The sequence below is a fragment of the Nonomuraea sp. NEAU-A123 genome, from assembly GCF_018603905.1.
Lineage (GTDB): Bacteria > Actinomycetota > Actinomycetes > Streptosporangiales > Streptosporangiaceae > Nonomuraea.
Genome location: NZ_JAHFZZ010000009.1, coordinates 312,924 through 327,312, shown reverse-complemented (window position 1 = coordinate 327,312; position 14,389 = coordinate 312,924). Strand labels below are relative to the sequence as shown.

Here is a 14,389-nt window from a genome sequence, read left to right as displayed (position 1 = left end):
CGGCAAGACCTACGGGGGTACGGCCGATCACCGGCCGAGCGTGGGGCACTCGGGCCCCGTCGAATGACGTCGGAGTATGGCCTGCTCAGACCCGCTGCGGGAGCTCGGCGGCGATGTCCAGGTCGCGGGTCTCCGGCGCGATGGCCAGGCCGAAGGCCGTGACGGCCAGCGCGACCACCACGTAGATCGAGACCGCCGTCGTGGTGCCGTACGCGGTGAACAGCTTGAGCGCGATGATCGGGGCCAGCGCGCCCCCGACGATCCCGGCCACCTGGTATCCCATGGACGCGCCGCTGTAGCGGAGCCTGGTGCTGAACAACTCGGCGATGAAGGCGGCCTGCGGGCCGTACATCGCCGCGTGGGTGACCAGCGCGATGATCGCGGCGAGGGCGATCAGCGGGAACGACTTGGTGTCGAGCAGCGGGAAGAAGACGAACGCCCACACCGCCGCGCCGAGCACGCCCGCGAGGTAGACGGGCCGCCGGCCGACCCGGTCCGACAGCGCGCCGAACAGCGGGATCAGCGCCAGTTGCAGCGCGGAGGCGATCAGCACCGCGTTCAGCCCGACCGAGCGGTCCAGCTTCAGCGGGCCCGTGATGTAGACGAGGATGTAGGCGGTGAAGGTGTAGAAGGCCACGTCCACGCCGATGCGCGCGGTGAACGCCGACAGCAGCGCGCGCGGGTGCGTGCGCAGCACCTCCACCAGCGGCATCTTCGCCTTCGCGCCCTGCTGCGCCAGCTCCGCGAACAGCGGCGACTCCGTGATCTTCAACCGGACCCAGAGCCCGACCAGCACCAGCACGCCCGACAGCAGGAACGGCACCCGCCAGCCCCACGACAGGAACGCCGAGTCCGACAGCGTGAACGACAGGATCGCGAGCGTCCCGGTGGCCAGCACGTATCCGGCGGGCACGCCCACCTGCGGCCAACTGGCGTTGAAGCCGCGCCGGCGGTCGTCGCCGTGCTCCAGCGACATGATGACCGCGCCGCCCCACTCGCCGCCCAGCCCCAGACCCTGCACGAACCTGAGCGTGGCCAGCATGATCGGCGCGAGCGCGCCGACGCTGTCGTAACCGGGCAGCACACCGATGAGGAACGTCGAGACGCCCATCACCAGCAGCGTCACGACCAGCACGGTCTTGCGGCCGGTGCGATCGCCGAAGTGGCCGAAGACGATCCCGCCGAGCGGCCTGGCCACGAACGCCACGGCGTTGGTCGTCAGCGCCAGCAGGGTCGCGTTGAGCGGGTCGAAGGTGGGGAAGAACAACTTGCCGAAGACCAGCGTCGCCGCCGTGGTGTAAAGGAAGAAGTCGTACCACTCCAGGGAGGTGCCGATCAGGCTGGCGAGGATCACCCGCCGGGTCTGCCGCGTGGAGCCTGTCATCATCGCTCCTTCGATCAGGGGGTTCATTTCAACATAAGGATCGTTGAACAATTCGACAAGAGTTTTGTTGGATGATTCCCTGGGAAATGTGGAAGACGCGGTGGACAGTCCTCTCTCAGATCTTGAACACGACCGGTCCAGGCTGGGCCGCAGCAGCACGGCCGAGCGGGTGGCCGACATCCTGCGCGACCGCGTCACCGAGGGCTTCTTCGAGCCCGGCCAGCGCCTGTCCGAGGAGGCCATCGCGGACGCGCTCGGCGTGTCGCGCAACACGCTGCGCGAGTCGTTCCGGCTGCTCGGCCACGAGGGGCTGCTGGACCACCGGCTCAACAGGGGAGTGTTCGTGCGGGTCCTGTCGGCCGAGGACGTCGCGGACCTCTATCGGGTACGCCGGGTCATCGAGGGCGCGGCCGTCCGGCGCCGCCCGTCCGGCGAGGCGCTGACCGTGATCAGGGAGGCCGTGGCGGACGCCGAGCGGGCCGCCGCCTCAGACGACTGGCGCGGCGTGGGCACCGCCAACATCCGCTTCCACCAGGCCCTGGTGACGCTCAACCAGAGCCCCCGGCTCGACGAGTCGATGCGCCAGCTCCTGGCCGAGCTGCGCCTGGTCTTCCACGTGATGAAGAATCCCCGCGCGTTCCACGAGCCGTTCGTCGCCCGCAACCGCAAACTGCTCGCACTCCTCGAAGCCGACCGGCCGGAGGAGGCCGCCGCCTTCCTCGACGCCTATCTCGACGAGGCCGAGCAACTGCTCGTCCGCGCCTACGAGCCGAACCGGTAGCGTTCGGGCATGGCCAGGATGTTCAGCGCCGACGAGGCGCGCTCGCTCATGCCGTCGATCATCGTCGACGCCGGCGAGCTGATCGCCGCCCGTGCCGACCTGGCCGAGATCGCCTTCGACCGCCAGAGCGCCGGCGCCTCCGCGCTGGGCGGTATCCCCGAGATCAAGGGGCTCGAGGCGCGCATCGAGGAGATCGTGAGCGCCTGGGCCGAGCAGGGCATCGAGGTGAAGGGGATCGCTCCGGTCCTCGTGGACTTCCCCGCCGTGCTCGACGGGGTGTCGGTGCGGCTCTGCTGGATCGAGGGCGAGACCGCACTGGGCTGGTATCACCGTACGGACCTGGGCTTCCCCGGCCGCCGCCCGCTGCCCTGACCGCCCACACCGTCCAGGCCGCGTTTGTGGCTGACCTGTGATCAACCCCTTTCGCTCGGCCGGTATCTAACCGGACGAGTGAAAGGAATTCGCCATGAGGCACACCTCAGCGACCGCCGCCCTCCTCGCGACGGCGGTCATCGGCGGGCTGGGGATCATTCCCACCGCCGCCCACGCCCAAGCAGGCCCATCCGAGGCCAGGGCGGTCTGGATCAAGTCCTGCACCGACAAGAAGAACGACACCACCTACCCCTGCGGCCACTGGCAACTCATCCTGCGTGACGGCAGGAAGATCGCGGTCAAGGACGCCGCCGCCACCGGGGTCGACGGCAAGGGCAGGAAGGTCGAGGACGCCGGCCTGTTCGCGATCAGCGGCGACGGCCACGTGATCGCCTACGAGCGGGCCCGCGACCATCGCATCGTCGTACGGGGGACGACGGGCGGCCCGGTCAAGGTGCTGGCCGCGTCCCTGGTGCCGAAGCGGTACGGGACGGAACCGCTCGCCCTGTACCTGTCGCCCCAGGGAGACAGGCTGCTGATCGACTCCACCGACGATCGGGACCGCGTTCCCGGCAAGGTGGTCACGGTCGCCACCGGCAAGGTCGTCGAGCTGCCCGCCAAGGACACGCCCCAGGGCTTCAGCGGCGACGGGGGCGAGGTGCTGGTCCAGCACTCCGCGGGCGACAACACCTCCTCGCTGGTCGCGTACCGGGGCGACGGCACCTCGGTCAAGCGGACGCCGCCGCAGGTCGTGGCGAACGCGGCCCTCACGGCGCTGGCCGCGGACGGCAAGACGGTGGCCGCGATCGTCTCGGGGGACGAGGACGCCAAGAAGGCCCCGCGGCTGCGGATCTACGACCTGGAGACCGGGGACCTCTCCGCGGGCGTGGATCTCGCGCTGAAGCCGGGACAGACGCCGTCCTTCGTCCGGTGGACCGGGGACGGACAGCTCACGGCGCTCGTGCAGTCAGGCGACGACGGCTCGACGGCGGTGGTACGGGTGCTCACCGTCGACGTGGCGACCGGCGCCGTCACGCAGACGGACAGGTACTCGATCAGCAAGACCAGGTACGCCTTCGGCTCGGCAGGGGAGTGACGACATGAAGATCAGGATCGCCGTGGCGATCGCGGCAGGGCTGGCCGCCCTGATGACCGCGCCGACGGCCGCCCAGGCCGCGCCACATCACGAACACGACGGCATCCGCTACGCCTCGGTCAAGGGCTGCACGGTCAAGGGCGAGCAGCGGCCGTGCGGCACGTGGCGGCTGATGATGCACAGCGGGGAGAAGGGCTCCCTGCCCGACGCCGAGACCATCGCCCGCGAGGCGAACGGCAAGTCGTCGGTCACCCAGGTCGCGCCCATCGCCGTCAGCGGTGACGGGCAGCGCGTCGCGTACTTCACCACGTCCGGGCGGCTGGCCGTACGGACCATGGGCGGCAGGGTGAAGGTCTTCGCCAAGGACGCGCTGCCGCGCGTGGCCCAGTACAACGTGACGCTCAATCTCTCCGACGACGGCGGCCGGCTCGCGGCCGTCTTCAACACCGACAAGGCGGTGAAGACGCGGATCTTCGACACCGCCACCGGCACCCTGCTCGGCACGACGCCCGGCCACCAGACGATGCTCGGCTTCAGCGCCGACGGAGGCGAACTGCTCACCGACGTCGCCGGCGACGAGGCCGTCACGGACCTGATCGCCTACAGCGAGTCCGGCGAGCAGTTGTTCCGGGCCACGCCGCCGCAGATCGTCTCCTCGAACGCCCCGCAGGCCCTCGCGGGCGACGGCCGGACCACCGCGAACGTCGTCCTGGGCGCCAAGCCCCAGCTCATCCTGTACGACCTGCAGACCGACGAGGTCACCGCCCGCCGGAAGCTCAAGCTGCCGGCCGGCGAGCTGCTCATGATCGACTGGACCGGCGAGCAGCAGGTGACGCTGCACCTGGTGCAGTACCCCGAAGGCAAGGCGAACAAGATGACGATCGTCCAGATCGACACCGGCACCGGGGCCGTCAAGGTCAGGGACCACTACTCGCTCCTGAAGGACAGCTACGTCTTCGCGGCCTGCGGCGGCTGAGCTCCGTCCGGTTGGACACTGTTCGATACGGTACGGCGGGGCTGGGGGAGCCCCGCCGTACTCGTGTGTCCGGGCTTACGCTGCTGGGGTGGAGGTTCACTCGACCAAAGCGATGGCGGCGCGGGCCGTGGACCTGTGCGTGGCGCTGCTCCACGAGGAACCGTCACCGGAGTCGGTCACGCGGGTGCTGCGCGGCCACGGCGAAACCGCCGGCCCGGACCTGGGCGAGGCCGACCTGGCGGCGATGCGGGCCGCGGCGGAGCGGCTCGTCGCCGTCCTCGCCGCCGCCGACCCCGCCACGGCGGCCGCCCGGCTGAACGACCTGCTCGCCACGGTCGCCCGGGCACCCCGCCTCACCAGCCACGAGGGCACCACCCCGTGGCACCTGCACGTGGACGGCGACGACGACGCGCCGTGGGGGGAGTGGTTCCTGGCCTCCTCCGCGCTGGCGCTGGCCGTCCTGCTGGCCGATCATCAACGCGTGCCGGGCGGGCTGTGCGCCTCGGCCACCTGCCGCCGGCCGTACCTGGACCTGGGGGGCGGCAGCCCGCGGCGCTACTGCAGCACCCGCTGCGCCACCCGTGAGCGGGTCGCCGCGCATCGCAGCCGGACGTCGGCCGGTTCCGCCGCCGCAAAGGCGCAGCGTCAGTAACGGGCGTGACGGGCGGGAATGTCGGATACTGAAGGCGTGGGGATCGGCGGCCTGCGTGGCCGCCCCGGTCTGTACGGGCTGCGTGCCGTACAGACCGGGCGGGTGGGACGACGAGCCGCGCGCCCGGCCGCATCGGCGGCCGGGCGCAGCCGGTCTGCGGCGGCACTCGAATGGATGTTTGAACGATCGCCTACACTTGATGTCATGACGGCTGTTTTCCAAGCTTCTCTGCTCGGTGCCGATGAGATCGTCGGCTCGGCGATCCGCAGGACGCAGCTCGACCGCGGGGCGTGGATCGACGTCGGGCCCGGCTGGCTGGCGGGGGCGGACGAGCTGTTCTCCCGGCTGTCCGAGGTGGTGCCGTGGCATGCGGAGCGGCGGCGGATGTACGACAAGGTCGTCGACGTGCCGCGGCTGCTCGCCTACTACGACGAGGACGATCCGCTGCCCGACCCGGCGCTCGACGACGCCCTGCGCGCGCTCAACGACCGCTACGGGCCGGAGCTCGGGGAGCCGTTCCGTACGGCCGGCCTGTGCTTCTACCGCGACGGCCGGGACAGCGTGGCCTGGCACGGCGACACCATCGGCAGGGGCGGCACCGAGGACACCATGGTCGCGATCATCTCGGTCGGCTCCCCGCGCCCGCTGCTGCTCCGCCCGAGGGGCGGCGGCGCGTCGATCCGGCACGACCTGGGGCACGGCGACCTCATCGTGATGGGCGGCAGTTGCCAGCGCACGTGGGAGCACGCGATCCCCAAGACGTCCCGCCCCACGGGGCCGCGCATCAGCATCCAGTTCAGACCGCGCGGCGTCCGCTAGGGGCACTGCGGTCAGTGCCGGCGCACCGCCAGGCGTGCCACGCGTCCCTGCTCGCCGGAGGCCCAGCAGGCCAGGTCCGGTGCGCAGGACACGGTGTCGAACGAGCCCGTGTCGAACGTCTGCCACGCCGTCCCACCCGTATACGTGACATCACTCCCGGACGGCCCCACCGCGATCGCCGCCACCGGCAGGTACGGCACCCAGGCCACCCCCGACCGGTACGCGGGCGGCGGCGTAGCGGAGGCCCGCCAGGTCGCGCCGCCGTCCCCGCTCACCGCCGACGCGCTGGGCGACTGCTGGTCGGCCCGGTAGTCGCCGCCCACCGCGAGACCCTTGCGCGGATCGCGGAAGGCCAGCGCGAAGACGCCCCGCGCCGGGTCGCCCGCCGGGATCGGCGTGTCCGCGACGGTCCAGGTGCGGCCCCGGTCGGCGGAGTGGAACACCCGCGAGCGCTCCGCGCCGCCGGTGGCCAGCCGGGCGTCCCGGCCGCCCGCCGTGACCAGGCACTGGCCGCTCGCCGCGAACCCGGCCTCGCCCGGCAGGGCCGCCGGCATGCCGTCCGCCGGGAGCACCCGCCAGCTCGCGCCGCCGTCCTCGGTGGCCAGAATGCGGAACTTGCCGTCCACCGGGTCGCTCATCGCCAGCCCGTGCCGCCGGTCGAAGAACGCCATGCAGTCGTAGAACGCCTTCTGCTCGTCGTTCCTGAAGGTCTCGGTCCAGGTACGGCCGGCGTCCTCGGTCCGGTAGACCCGCGCGTCGGTGCCCTCGCCGATCGACAGCACCACGGCCCGGCGCGCGTCGAAGGCCTCCACGTCGCGGAACTGCAGGGCCGCCGTGCCGGGCGGGGAGACGTTCTGCCAGCTCCGCCCGCCGTCCACGGTCCGCAGCACGGTGCCCTCGCTGCCCGAGGCCCAGACCACGTCTCGGCTGACGGGTGACAGTCCGCGCAGCCGCGCGGTCACGCCCGTCTGCTTGAGCTCCCAGGAGAGTGCGGGCACGTCGGCGTGGGCGGGCAACGGGGTGGCGAGAACGCAGGCCGCCGACAGGGCGGACAGCGCGAATCGAAGCCTCATGCCGGGCAAACTAGCCCAATAGATCAAGCACCACAACGCTGGCGAACCGGTTAGTCCGCCTCGCCGGAACCTGGTGCCGTCTTGACCCGAATGTCCCTGGGCTATTGACGCGCACGTCCCACAAATTTACGTTCGCGGTAGTTACCCGGTTCAGTTCGGGACCCTCCGCCGCGCGCCGGCGGGGGAAGGAGGACCCGCGGCGCGAGCTGGTCGTCGCCCGGCTCGGCGACCGTCGCACGGTGTCGTTCTTCGCGGAGGACACGGAGGTCGCCTTTCCCGAGGCGGCCTGGGAGGCGCGCGCCGAACGCGGGGACTCCGGCTACCTGGTCACCGTGACGGCCCGTACGCTGCTGCGCGAGCTTGCCCTCTTCCCCGACCGGCTGGATCCGGCGGCGTCGGTGGACGACATGCTGGTCACGCTGCTCCCGGGAGAGACGGCGACCTTCCACGTCACCGGCGCCGCCGACCTGAACATCGAGGCGCTCACCCGCCACCCCGTCCTGAGATGCGTCAACGAGCGTCAGGCGGGCGGCCCGGAGTAGCGGAGCCGGCCGCGTCAGAGGCGCGACACGGAGTAGCGGAGTCGGCCGTGTTCACGGGCGCAGCACGGAGTAGAGGACCTGGTCGTGCCAGCACCCGCCGCGCCACTGGGCCCGCCGGATCACCCCTTCACGTTCGAACCCGGCATTGGCCAGCGCACCCTGTTCGGCGAGGTTGGTGACGTCGGTGATGGCCTCGATCCGTTCGGCCCGGGTGTGGGCGAACAGGTACTGCACGAGCTCCCGCTGCGCCCGGCTGCCGATGCCCTTGCCGCGGTGACGAGGGAACACCACGATGGCCAGCGTCCAGCACCAGGAGGTGTGCGCCGGACCCCAGAGCCGCTGAGACCAGCGCACCCACCCGGCCACCTCGCCGCGGGCGTCGACGGTGAGGTAACCGCCGTCGGGTCCCAGCAGCCCGTTCGCCTCGAAGTCGCGGCGCATCGCATGAAGGCTGCGATGGCCGAACCACTGCAGCTCACCGCCCCCCTTCGGGCCGGCCCCCTGCTCCTCGAACACATCCAGATCCACCTCGCGGACCGGACGCAGACTCACGTTCACTCGGCTTCCCTTTCCATGGTGCGAGCCGTACAGGATAGGGGAGCGCCCGGCCGGGTGATCAAGGAGGGGTGGCCTCCGGCGCAAGCGATCTTCAAGGCGATCGCAACCAGGGTCGTCGCATAATCAACGACCACTCCAAGGAGGCCTTCATGAGACGGAAGTTGTCCTACCTGTTCGGTGCTCTTACGTCGATCGTCTTGGCGGCCTTCGCCCTGGGCGACCCGGCGTCCGCCATGATCGCCACCGAAGGACCCCGTCCGGAGGAGCCGGACGCTCCGGCGACCGATGAGCGAGCCGCCTAGAAGGACTTGGATCGACGCAGTGACGCGGGGCGCCCGTCGGGATCGATCGCGACGCGGTAGAGCGGCGCGGCGAGCAGCCCGCGCACCAAGGGCAGCTCAGGGCGAGGATGCGGGCGCAGCCGCCCCGGCGGCCGCGGCCCCTCGCAGCCGCCGGCGTGCCAGGCCTCGAGCCGCGCCGCGGACTCGGTGAAGGCGTCGAACGCGGCCACGGGATCGCACAGCTCATCGCGCTCGGCGCCGTCCTCGGCCAGGTCCAGATGCTCGGCCATCAGCGCCAGGCGCAGTTCGCGGGCGAACCGCCCGGCGCCGTACGGCTCGCGCGGATCTTCCTCCTCATCGAGTACGGCACAGCTCAGCTCCGAGTCGTAGCTCCAGGAACGCAGGTTGACGTTGTCGGAGCCGACGCTCGCCCACACGTCGTCGACCACGCAGACCTTGGCGTGCACGTAGACGGGCGTGCCCTGATGGTTCTCCAGGTCGTACAGCGCGACCCGGTCGCCGCCCGCCTGCCGCAGCCGGTCCAGCGCGTGGACCCGGCCGACCAGGCTCGCCGGCCCGGCCAGCCAGCCGTCCTGGTCGGGATGGCGGGGCACCACGATGATCATCCGCAGGTCGGGCTCGCGTTCCAGCGCTTCGGCGAACGGCTCGACCACATCCGTGGACCACAGATACTGATCCTCCAGATAGACCAGCGAACGGACCCGCCCGAGCACCTTCTGGTACGCGTGTGCCACGCTCCGCTCGCCGTCCGGCGCGAACGGGTAGCCGTTGCGCCTGGCGGGATAGGTACGCAGGATCTGCACGGCGTGCGTGCCCGCCGGAGGCGGCGGCGGCCCCGGCTCGGGCAGCGGGGGAACGTCGTCCATCTTGGCGAAGTGGTCGCGCAGCCGCCTGAACGGATCCCTGGTCTCGGGCGCGGGGTCCTCCCACCGCTCACAGAACACCTTCTCCACCTCCGCCACCGCGGGGCCGTGGATGGCGACCTGGATGTCGTGCCACGGAGGCCGCCGGCCGTACTCGCGGGGCATCGGGCAGGCCTGCGGGTCGCCGAGGTGGGCGGCGGTGTCACGGCGACTGTGGCACAGGTCGATGCCGCCGAGGAACGCCACGTCGCTGACCGGATCCTCGTCATGGCGGAGAATGACGAACTTCTGGTGGTGCGAGCCGCCCGGCTTGGTCCGCGTGTCGAGGACGGCCTGCCCGCCCGCGGCCTCGATGTCCTCGCCCAGGTGCCGGTTCTCGGCCGAGCTGAAGCGCAACCGGTCCAGGTGCGAACGCCAGATGAGCCCCCTGACCAGCGCACCTCTGTGCGAGGCCGCCGCCATCGCGTCACCCAGGGAGGGCCCGTCGTCGGTGAGCCGCTCGTCGGGATCGCCGCGCCAGTCGGCGAACAGCAATAAGTCGTCCTTGTTCAGTGCCTCAAGGCAGGTCTTCAGCTCGGCGAAGTAGGTCGCGCCGTGGATGAGCGGGCGTACGTCATTGCCCGTGGACCAGGCGTCGAGCTTGGTCGCCGGATTGCCTCTTTCCTGGTCCGTGAGGAACCAGTCCTGGATCCGCATTCGCTCCCGGCTACCCGGACAGCGCGCCTCCATGCGTGGCCCGGGCTTCGAACAGCAGATGTTCCCGCCCAGGACGGCAGATGAGCTGCAGCCCGACAGGCAGGCCGTGCACCGTTCCGGCCGGGACGCTCAGCGCCGGAAAACCGAGCACGTTCCACGGACTGGTGAAGGCCAGCAGCGCGGCCCGCACGCCGACGGGCTCGCCGTCGACTTCGGTCGCGCGCTGACCGAGGAACGGGGCGGTGATCGGTACGGTCGGCAGCGCGACCACGTCATGCCGGTCGAACAGCGCACCGACGACCTCGGCGTGCCGGGGCCGGGCCCGCATGGCCCGCACATACCTCCAGCCCGGCATCTCGGCGGCGACACGCAGGCGTTCGAGCACCTCGGGATCGAACAGCTCGGGCGCCTCGGCCAGCCGGGCGGCATGCACCGCCGCCGTCTCGCTGCTCTGCAGGGCGACGTACGTCTCGCGCAGTTCGTCCGCCTCCTTCGCCGATATCCCGAGCTCCTCCAGCGGGCCGGTTCCCGCCTCCAGGGCCTGGCGGGCCGTCCGGGCCACCTGCGGGTCGCAGGCGAACAGGCCGGTGGGATCGAGCCAGGCGACGCCTCTCGACGGGCGGCCGTCCATCCGCGCGCCACCCGGAACCAGGGACCGGTAGGCGATCAGACAATCCTGCTCGTGGCCCGCGAGCAGGCCGACGTGGTCGAGCGTCTCCGCCAGGGGAAAGACACCGTCCGTCGGAATCGCCCCGTACGCGGGCTTGAAGCCGGCGACCCCGCACAGAGCCGCCGGAATCCGGACCGAGCCACCGGTGTCGGTGCCGAGGGCCAGCGGGACCATGCCCGCCGCCACGGCGACCGCGCTGCCGCCGCTGGAACCGCCCGACATGCGCGCGGGATCCCACGGATTGCGCGACGGCCCGGCCGCGGAGCGATCGCCGGTGGGACCGTACGCGAACTCGTGGGTGTTCGTCTTGCCGACGATGACGGCGCCGGCCTGACGCAGGCGCGCCACGCAGGCGGCGTCGGACACCGCGACGTGGCCGGCGAAGTGCCGCGAGCCCATGGTCGCGGGCAGTCCGCCGACCATGATGAGATCTTTCACCCCGACCGGCACACCGTGCAGCGGGCCGCGGTCGACGCCGCCGCCCAGCTCCTCGTCCGCCCGCCGCGCCGCGGCCCGCGCCCCGGCGGCGTCCACGGTGACGAACGCGTTGAGCAGCGGGTCCAGCTCGGCGATGGCGTCGAGCGCGAGCCGTACGAGCGCCGTCGAGGTGGTCCGGCCCTCGCGCAGGTCCCGCGCGAGGTCGGCGATGGTACGGCCGGCGAAGGGGCCGGGGGAGGTCGGCATGGGCGGCCCTTCCTGGAGAGGTCGGTCGGCGTCCAGCCTGAAGACCGACGGCCCGCTCAGGGCGGAAACTCGAAGATCGTGACAAACCGGTAGCCCTCGCCGCGGAGGGCCGCGCCACGCGGATCCTTGCTTCGCAAGGTAGCATGCACAGCATGGAAATCCCGACTGGTCTCGCCACGGCGCTCCGTCGCGGAACCCTGGAGTTCTGCGTCCTGGCCCTGCTCGAAAACGAGGAACGCTACGGCGTGGAGCTGGTCACCCAGCTCGGCGCGGAGACGGCCCTGACGACCAGCGAAGGAACGCTCTACCCCCTGCTGTCGCGGCTGCGCAGGACCGGCTTGGTGGCCACCACCTGGCAGGAGTCACCCGCCGGGCCACCCCGGCGCTACTACGCGCTGACCAGCCACGGAAAGGCGGCCTTGGCCCACTTCCGGTCCGAATGGGTCACCTTCCGCGACTCCGTGGACCACATCGTCGGAACGGAGCACCAATGACCTACTCAACCGATCCGTTGGACCGGCTCGTCGAGGACTACCTGGCCGAGGTCGCCCGCGCGACCGCCGCGCTACCCGCCGGACAGCGCGAGGACCTCATCGCCGACCTGCGCGAACACATCACGGTGGCCCGCGCCGACCTGGACCCCCCGACCCAGGCCGGAATCCGCACGATCCTGGACCGACTCGGCGAACCCGCCGCCATCGCCGAGGAGGCCCGCCAGGGCGAACCGGTCACGGCCGCTTCGAGCACCTATTCACCCGCGCCGCCCACGTTCTCCCAGTCCGCAGCCCCGCAGCGGAGCTCGCCGAGCACTCCGGCGCTGATTCTGGGCGTCGTCCTCGTCCTCATCGTGATCCTGGTCGGCGCCTGCGCGGTGACCCTTTTCGCGGACTCCCCGGACGACGACGCATTACCGGTGATCAACTCCCGGACTTCGCAGACAGCCCCCGCCCCCAGGTAAGGCCGACGTGGGGTGGCCGACGGGACTCGAACCCGCTTTTTTACCAAGATCACAACTTGGTCCCTCGATCGCTTCGGGATCGGCCACAGTGCCTTCGGCCGGATTCGAACCGGCGTCCTCCTGCTCCGCAAGCAGGTGCGCTCTCCGCTGCGCCACGAAGGCCCGGTAGCGGGTGTGGGGATCGAACCCACCTGGAGCGGCTTATGAAACCGCCGGGCACACCAGCACCCTCACCCGCCATCGGGGAAACAAAAAGCCGCCCAGACCGTGTGGTCCTGGGCGGCTCGCAGACTAAGACGTCAGTGACCCCAGGGCATACGGCCATGGCGGCGGACCATGTGTCGCATCTTGTCGCTCGTGAGGTTCTTCATGTCCTGAAGAATGCCGGACGGATCATCGTCGGGCAACACATTATTTACCGAGCCAGCTCGGCAGTGGCTCGCAGGAGTCCAGCCAGCCGCGCGGCAGCGGGGTGCGGGCGGCGACGATCCCGCCCACGATGGCGCAGGTGGTGTCGATGTCGCCGCCGGCTGTGGCCGTGGTCCAGAAGGCCTGCTCATAGTCGTCGAGGTGGCGGGCGGCGGACCACAGCGCGAACGGCACCGTGTCCTGGGCGGAGACGTTGCGGCCATTGCCCAGGGTCCGGGCGGCGAGCACCGGGTCGCTGATGGTCAGCAGGCGCCGGGCTTCGCCGATTCCGTAATGGACCAGGCTGAGCGGGGTGTGGTCGAGGATCTGGTCGAGGAATCGTCCGGGCGTGAGCTCAGGCTGGGTGGTGGCGACGGCGGTCGCGATGGCCACGGCGATGGCGCCCGCGACGGCTTCGGAATGAGTGTGCGTGACCTCGGCGGAGGCTCGCGCCTGCCGTACGACCTGCGGCAGGTCATCGCCGAACCACGCGCCCAGCGGGGCCACGCGCATCGCCGCCCCGTTGCCCCACGAGCCCTTGCCGTCGAACAACTCCCTGGCCAGTGTGCGCCAGTCGCCGCCCTCGCGTACCAGGCGCAGCATCCGGTTGGTGGCCGGGCCGTAGCCGCGGTCGAAGTCATGGCGGGCGGCGAAGCCGGCGGCGAGGTCGTCCTGGTCGATGGCGCCCCGGCCGGCCAGGGCCAGGTAGATGGAGCAGGCCATCTCGGTGTCGTCGGTCCATTGCCAGGGCGCGGGTGGCAGGGTCCGGTCAGTGAGGGCCTGGCGGTTGGCGGGGACGAAGAACTGGGAGCCGAGCGCGTCGCCCAGGGCCAGGCCGTACAGCGAGGCGGTCGCGCGAGTCCGGGAGTCAGACAGCATTACCGCCCATTGTGGCACCGATCGCCGCCTTGAGATCCATAGACGGGGAAGCGGTCTCAGGCCCGGAGCAGGCGCAGGCAGAGTCGCTTGAGGGTGGCACGCAACTCGTCGTCGGACAGGTGCGTGAGGGGCCGGATCGCCGGGCCCAGGTCGTTGGCCATGAAGTACGCCGCCTGCTCGTCCGCTGTCGGTTGTTCGCCGAACAGCAGGTGGAGGCCGCGTCGGGCCTGCTCGTCGAGCGTGCGCTTGATCCGGTCGTGCCGGCGCGTGCCCGGATCGGTCTGGCTCAGCGGCGCGATCGAGCGGTTGGCGATGACCTGGTCCACGAACCCGTCGACGAGGTACTCCATCCGTGCCCGCTTGCCGCGGATCGTTTCGGCTGTGTCCAGCATCGCGTCGAAGGCGGCGATGCTGACGTCGAGGAGCGCTTCCAGGATCTCGATCTTGGTGCGGAAGTAGTAGTAGACGTTGGCCTTGGTCACGCCCATCGTGTCCGCGATCATCTGCAACGACGTCGCGTCGAACCCGTGCTCGACGAACAGCCGCCGAGCGGTGTCGAGGACCGCCTGCCTGGTCCTCTCGGCCTGCTCGGCTCGGGTCGGCGACATGCGGCGATGTTAGCCCACCTGTTGACGGCCGCGCCGCTCTGTGTTGTCATCGATTTCATTAGCCGATC

Annotated in this window: 17 protein-coding genes and 3 tRNA genes; 10 read left to right on the top strand and 10 right to left on the bottom strand. The window is 70.9% G+C overall.

Annotated features, from left to right (window positions below; genetic code table 11):
* Positions 1-85 precede the first annotated feature (85 nt).
* The gene (locus KLK06_RS29300; protein ID WP_250906171.1) at positions 86-1,387 is read right to left on the bottom strand and encodes an MFS transporter; all 1,302 of its coding nucleotides are present in this window, start codon (positions 1,385-1,387) and stop codon (positions 86-88) included.
* Between the two features lie 97 nt (positions 1,388-1,484).
* Between KLK06_RS29300 and KLK06_RS29295 the strand changes: the two genes are divergently transcribed.
* The 6 genes from KLK06_RS29295 (at position 1,485) to KLK06_RS29270 (ending at position 6,080) form a co-directional block, all read left to right on the top strand.
* Positions 1,485-2,165 carry a GntR family transcriptional regulator gene (locus KLK06_RS29295; protein ID WP_214638851.1) on the top strand — a complete coding sequence of 227 codons (681 nt, stop codon included), beginning with the start codon at positions 1,485-1,487 and terminating at the stop codon, positions 2,163-2,165.
* A 9-nt stretch (positions 2,166-2,174) separates the two neighbouring features.
* Positions 2,175-2,537, top strand: a complete 363-nt coding sequence (locus tag KLK06_RS29290; RefSeq protein ID WP_214638850.1) for a DUF2203 domain-containing protein — start codon at positions 2,175-2,177, stop codon at positions 2,535-2,537.
* Positions 2,538-2,631: 94 nt separating this feature from the next.
* Positions 2,632-3,633 (top strand): hypothetical protein, encoded by a 1,002-nt coding sequence (locus KLK06_RS29285; protein WP_214638849.1) that lies wholly within the window; start codon positions 2,632-2,634, stop codon positions 3,631-3,633.
* Between the two features lie 4 nt (positions 3,634-3,637).
* The gene (locus KLK06_RS29280) at positions 3,638-4,609 is read left to right on the top strand and encodes a hypothetical protein (protein ID WP_214638848.1); all 972 of its coding nucleotides are present in this window, start codon (positions 3,638-3,640) and stop codon (positions 4,607-4,609) included.
* An 88-nt stretch (positions 4,610-4,697) separates the two neighbouring features.
* Positions 4,698-5,261, top strand: a complete 564-nt coding sequence (locus tag KLK06_RS29275; RefSeq protein ID WP_308168499.1) for a CGNR zinc finger domain-containing protein — start codon at positions 4,698-4,700, stop codon at positions 5,259-5,261.
* Between the two features lie 204 nt (positions 5,262-5,465).
* The gene (locus tag KLK06_RS29270; protein ID WP_214638847.1) at positions 5,466-6,080 is read left to right on the top strand and encodes an alpha-ketoglutarate-dependent dioxygenase AlkB; all 615 of its coding nucleotides are present in this window, start codon (positions 5,466-5,468) and stop codon (positions 6,078-6,080) included.
* 11 nt (positions 6,081-6,091) lie between these two features.
* Here the strand turns inward: KLK06_RS29270 and KLK06_RS29265 are convergent, their stop codons facing one another.
* Positions 6,092-7,153, bottom strand: coding sequence for an oxidoreductase (locus KLK06_RS29265; RefSeq protein WP_214638846.1), 1,062 nt, complete (start codon positions 7,151-7,153; stop codon positions 6,092-6,094).
* A gap of 239 nt (positions 7,154-7,392) precedes the next feature.
* Between KLK06_RS29265 and KLK06_RS29260 the strand changes: the two genes are divergently transcribed.
* On the top strand, positions 7,393-7,695 hold the full coding sequence (locus KLK06_RS29260; RefSeq protein ID WP_214638845.1) for a hypothetical protein: 303 nt from the start codon (positions 7,393-7,395) through the stop codon (positions 7,693-7,695).
* Positions 7,696-7,746: 51 nt separating this feature from the next.
* Here KLK06_RS29260 and KLK06_RS29255 read toward each other — a convergent pair whose 3' ends face one another.
* Positions 7,747-8,253, bottom strand: a complete 507-nt coding sequence (locus KLK06_RS29255) for a GNAT family N-acetyltransferase (protein ID WP_214638844.1) — start codon at positions 8,251-8,253, stop codon at positions 7,747-7,749.
* A gap of 149 nt (positions 8,254-8,402) precedes the next feature.
* On the opposite strand from KLK06_RS29255, the gene KLK06_RS29250 reads away from it, so the two are divergent.
* Positions 8,403-8,555, top strand: coding sequence for a hypothetical protein (locus KLK06_RS29250; protein WP_214638843.1), 153 nt, complete (start codon positions 8,403-8,405; stop codon positions 8,553-8,555).
* Here KLK06_RS29250 and KLK06_RS29245 read toward each other — a convergent pair.
* Entirely contained in the window at positions 8,552-10,114 is a 1,563-nt protein-coding gene (locus tag KLK06_RS29245) for a phospholipase D family protein (RefSeq protein ID WP_214638842.1), read from the bottom strand. The genes KLK06_RS29250 and KLK06_RS29245 overlap by 4 nt on opposite strands.
* 10 nt (positions 10,115-10,124) lie before the next feature.
* Positions 10,125-11,468 carry an amidase gene (locus KLK06_RS29240; protein ID WP_214638841.1) on the bottom strand — a complete coding sequence of 448 codons (1,344 nt, stop codon included), beginning with the start codon at positions 11,466-11,468 and terminating at the stop codon, positions 10,125-10,127.
* Positions 11,469-11,620: 152 nt separating this feature from the next.
* Here KLK06_RS29240 and KLK06_RS29235 point away from each other — a divergent pair, with 152 nt between their 5' ends.
* Together KLK06_RS29235 and KLK06_RS29230 are read left to right on the top strand one after the other, a co-directional pair.
* Positions 11,621-11,962, top strand: a complete 342-nt coding sequence (locus tag KLK06_RS29235) for a PadR family transcriptional regulator (protein WP_214638840.1) — start codon at positions 11,621-11,623, stop codon at positions 11,960-11,962.
* The gene (locus KLK06_RS29230; RefSeq protein WP_214638839.1) at positions 11,959-12,426 is read left to right on the top strand and encodes a hypothetical protein; all 468 of its coding nucleotides are present in this window, start codon (positions 11,959-11,961) and stop codon (positions 12,424-12,426) included. Before KLK06_RS29235 ends, KLK06_RS29230 begins: the two co-directional genes overlap by 4 nt.
* 8 nt (positions 12,427-12,434) lie before the next feature.
* Here KLK06_RS29230 and KLK06_RS29225 read toward each other — a convergent pair.
* The 5 genes from KLK06_RS29225 to KLK06_RS29205 form a co-directional block, all read right to left on the bottom strand.
* Positions 12,435-12,513, bottom strand: a tRNA-His gene (locus KLK06_RS29225).
* Between the two features lie 2 nt (positions 12,514-12,515).
* Positions 12,516-12,588 (bottom strand) — tRNA-Arg (locus KLK06_RS29220).
* Between the two features lie 4 nt (positions 12,589-12,592).
* Positions 12,593-12,665: transfer RNA gene (locus KLK06_RS29215), tRNA-Met, on the bottom strand.
* Between the two features lie 172 nt (positions 12,666-12,837).
* On the bottom strand, positions 12,838-13,713 hold the full coding sequence (locus KLK06_RS29210) for an ADP-ribosylglycohydrolase family protein (protein WP_214638838.1): 876 nt from the start codon (positions 13,711-13,713) through the stop codon (positions 12,838-12,840).
* 56 nt (positions 13,714-13,769) lie between these two features.
* Positions 13,770-14,321, bottom strand: a complete 552-nt coding sequence (locus KLK06_RS29205; protein ID WP_214638837.1) for a TetR/AcrR family transcriptional regulator — start codon at positions 14,319-14,321, stop codon at positions 13,770-13,772.
* Positions 14,322-14,389 lie beyond the last annotated feature (68 nt).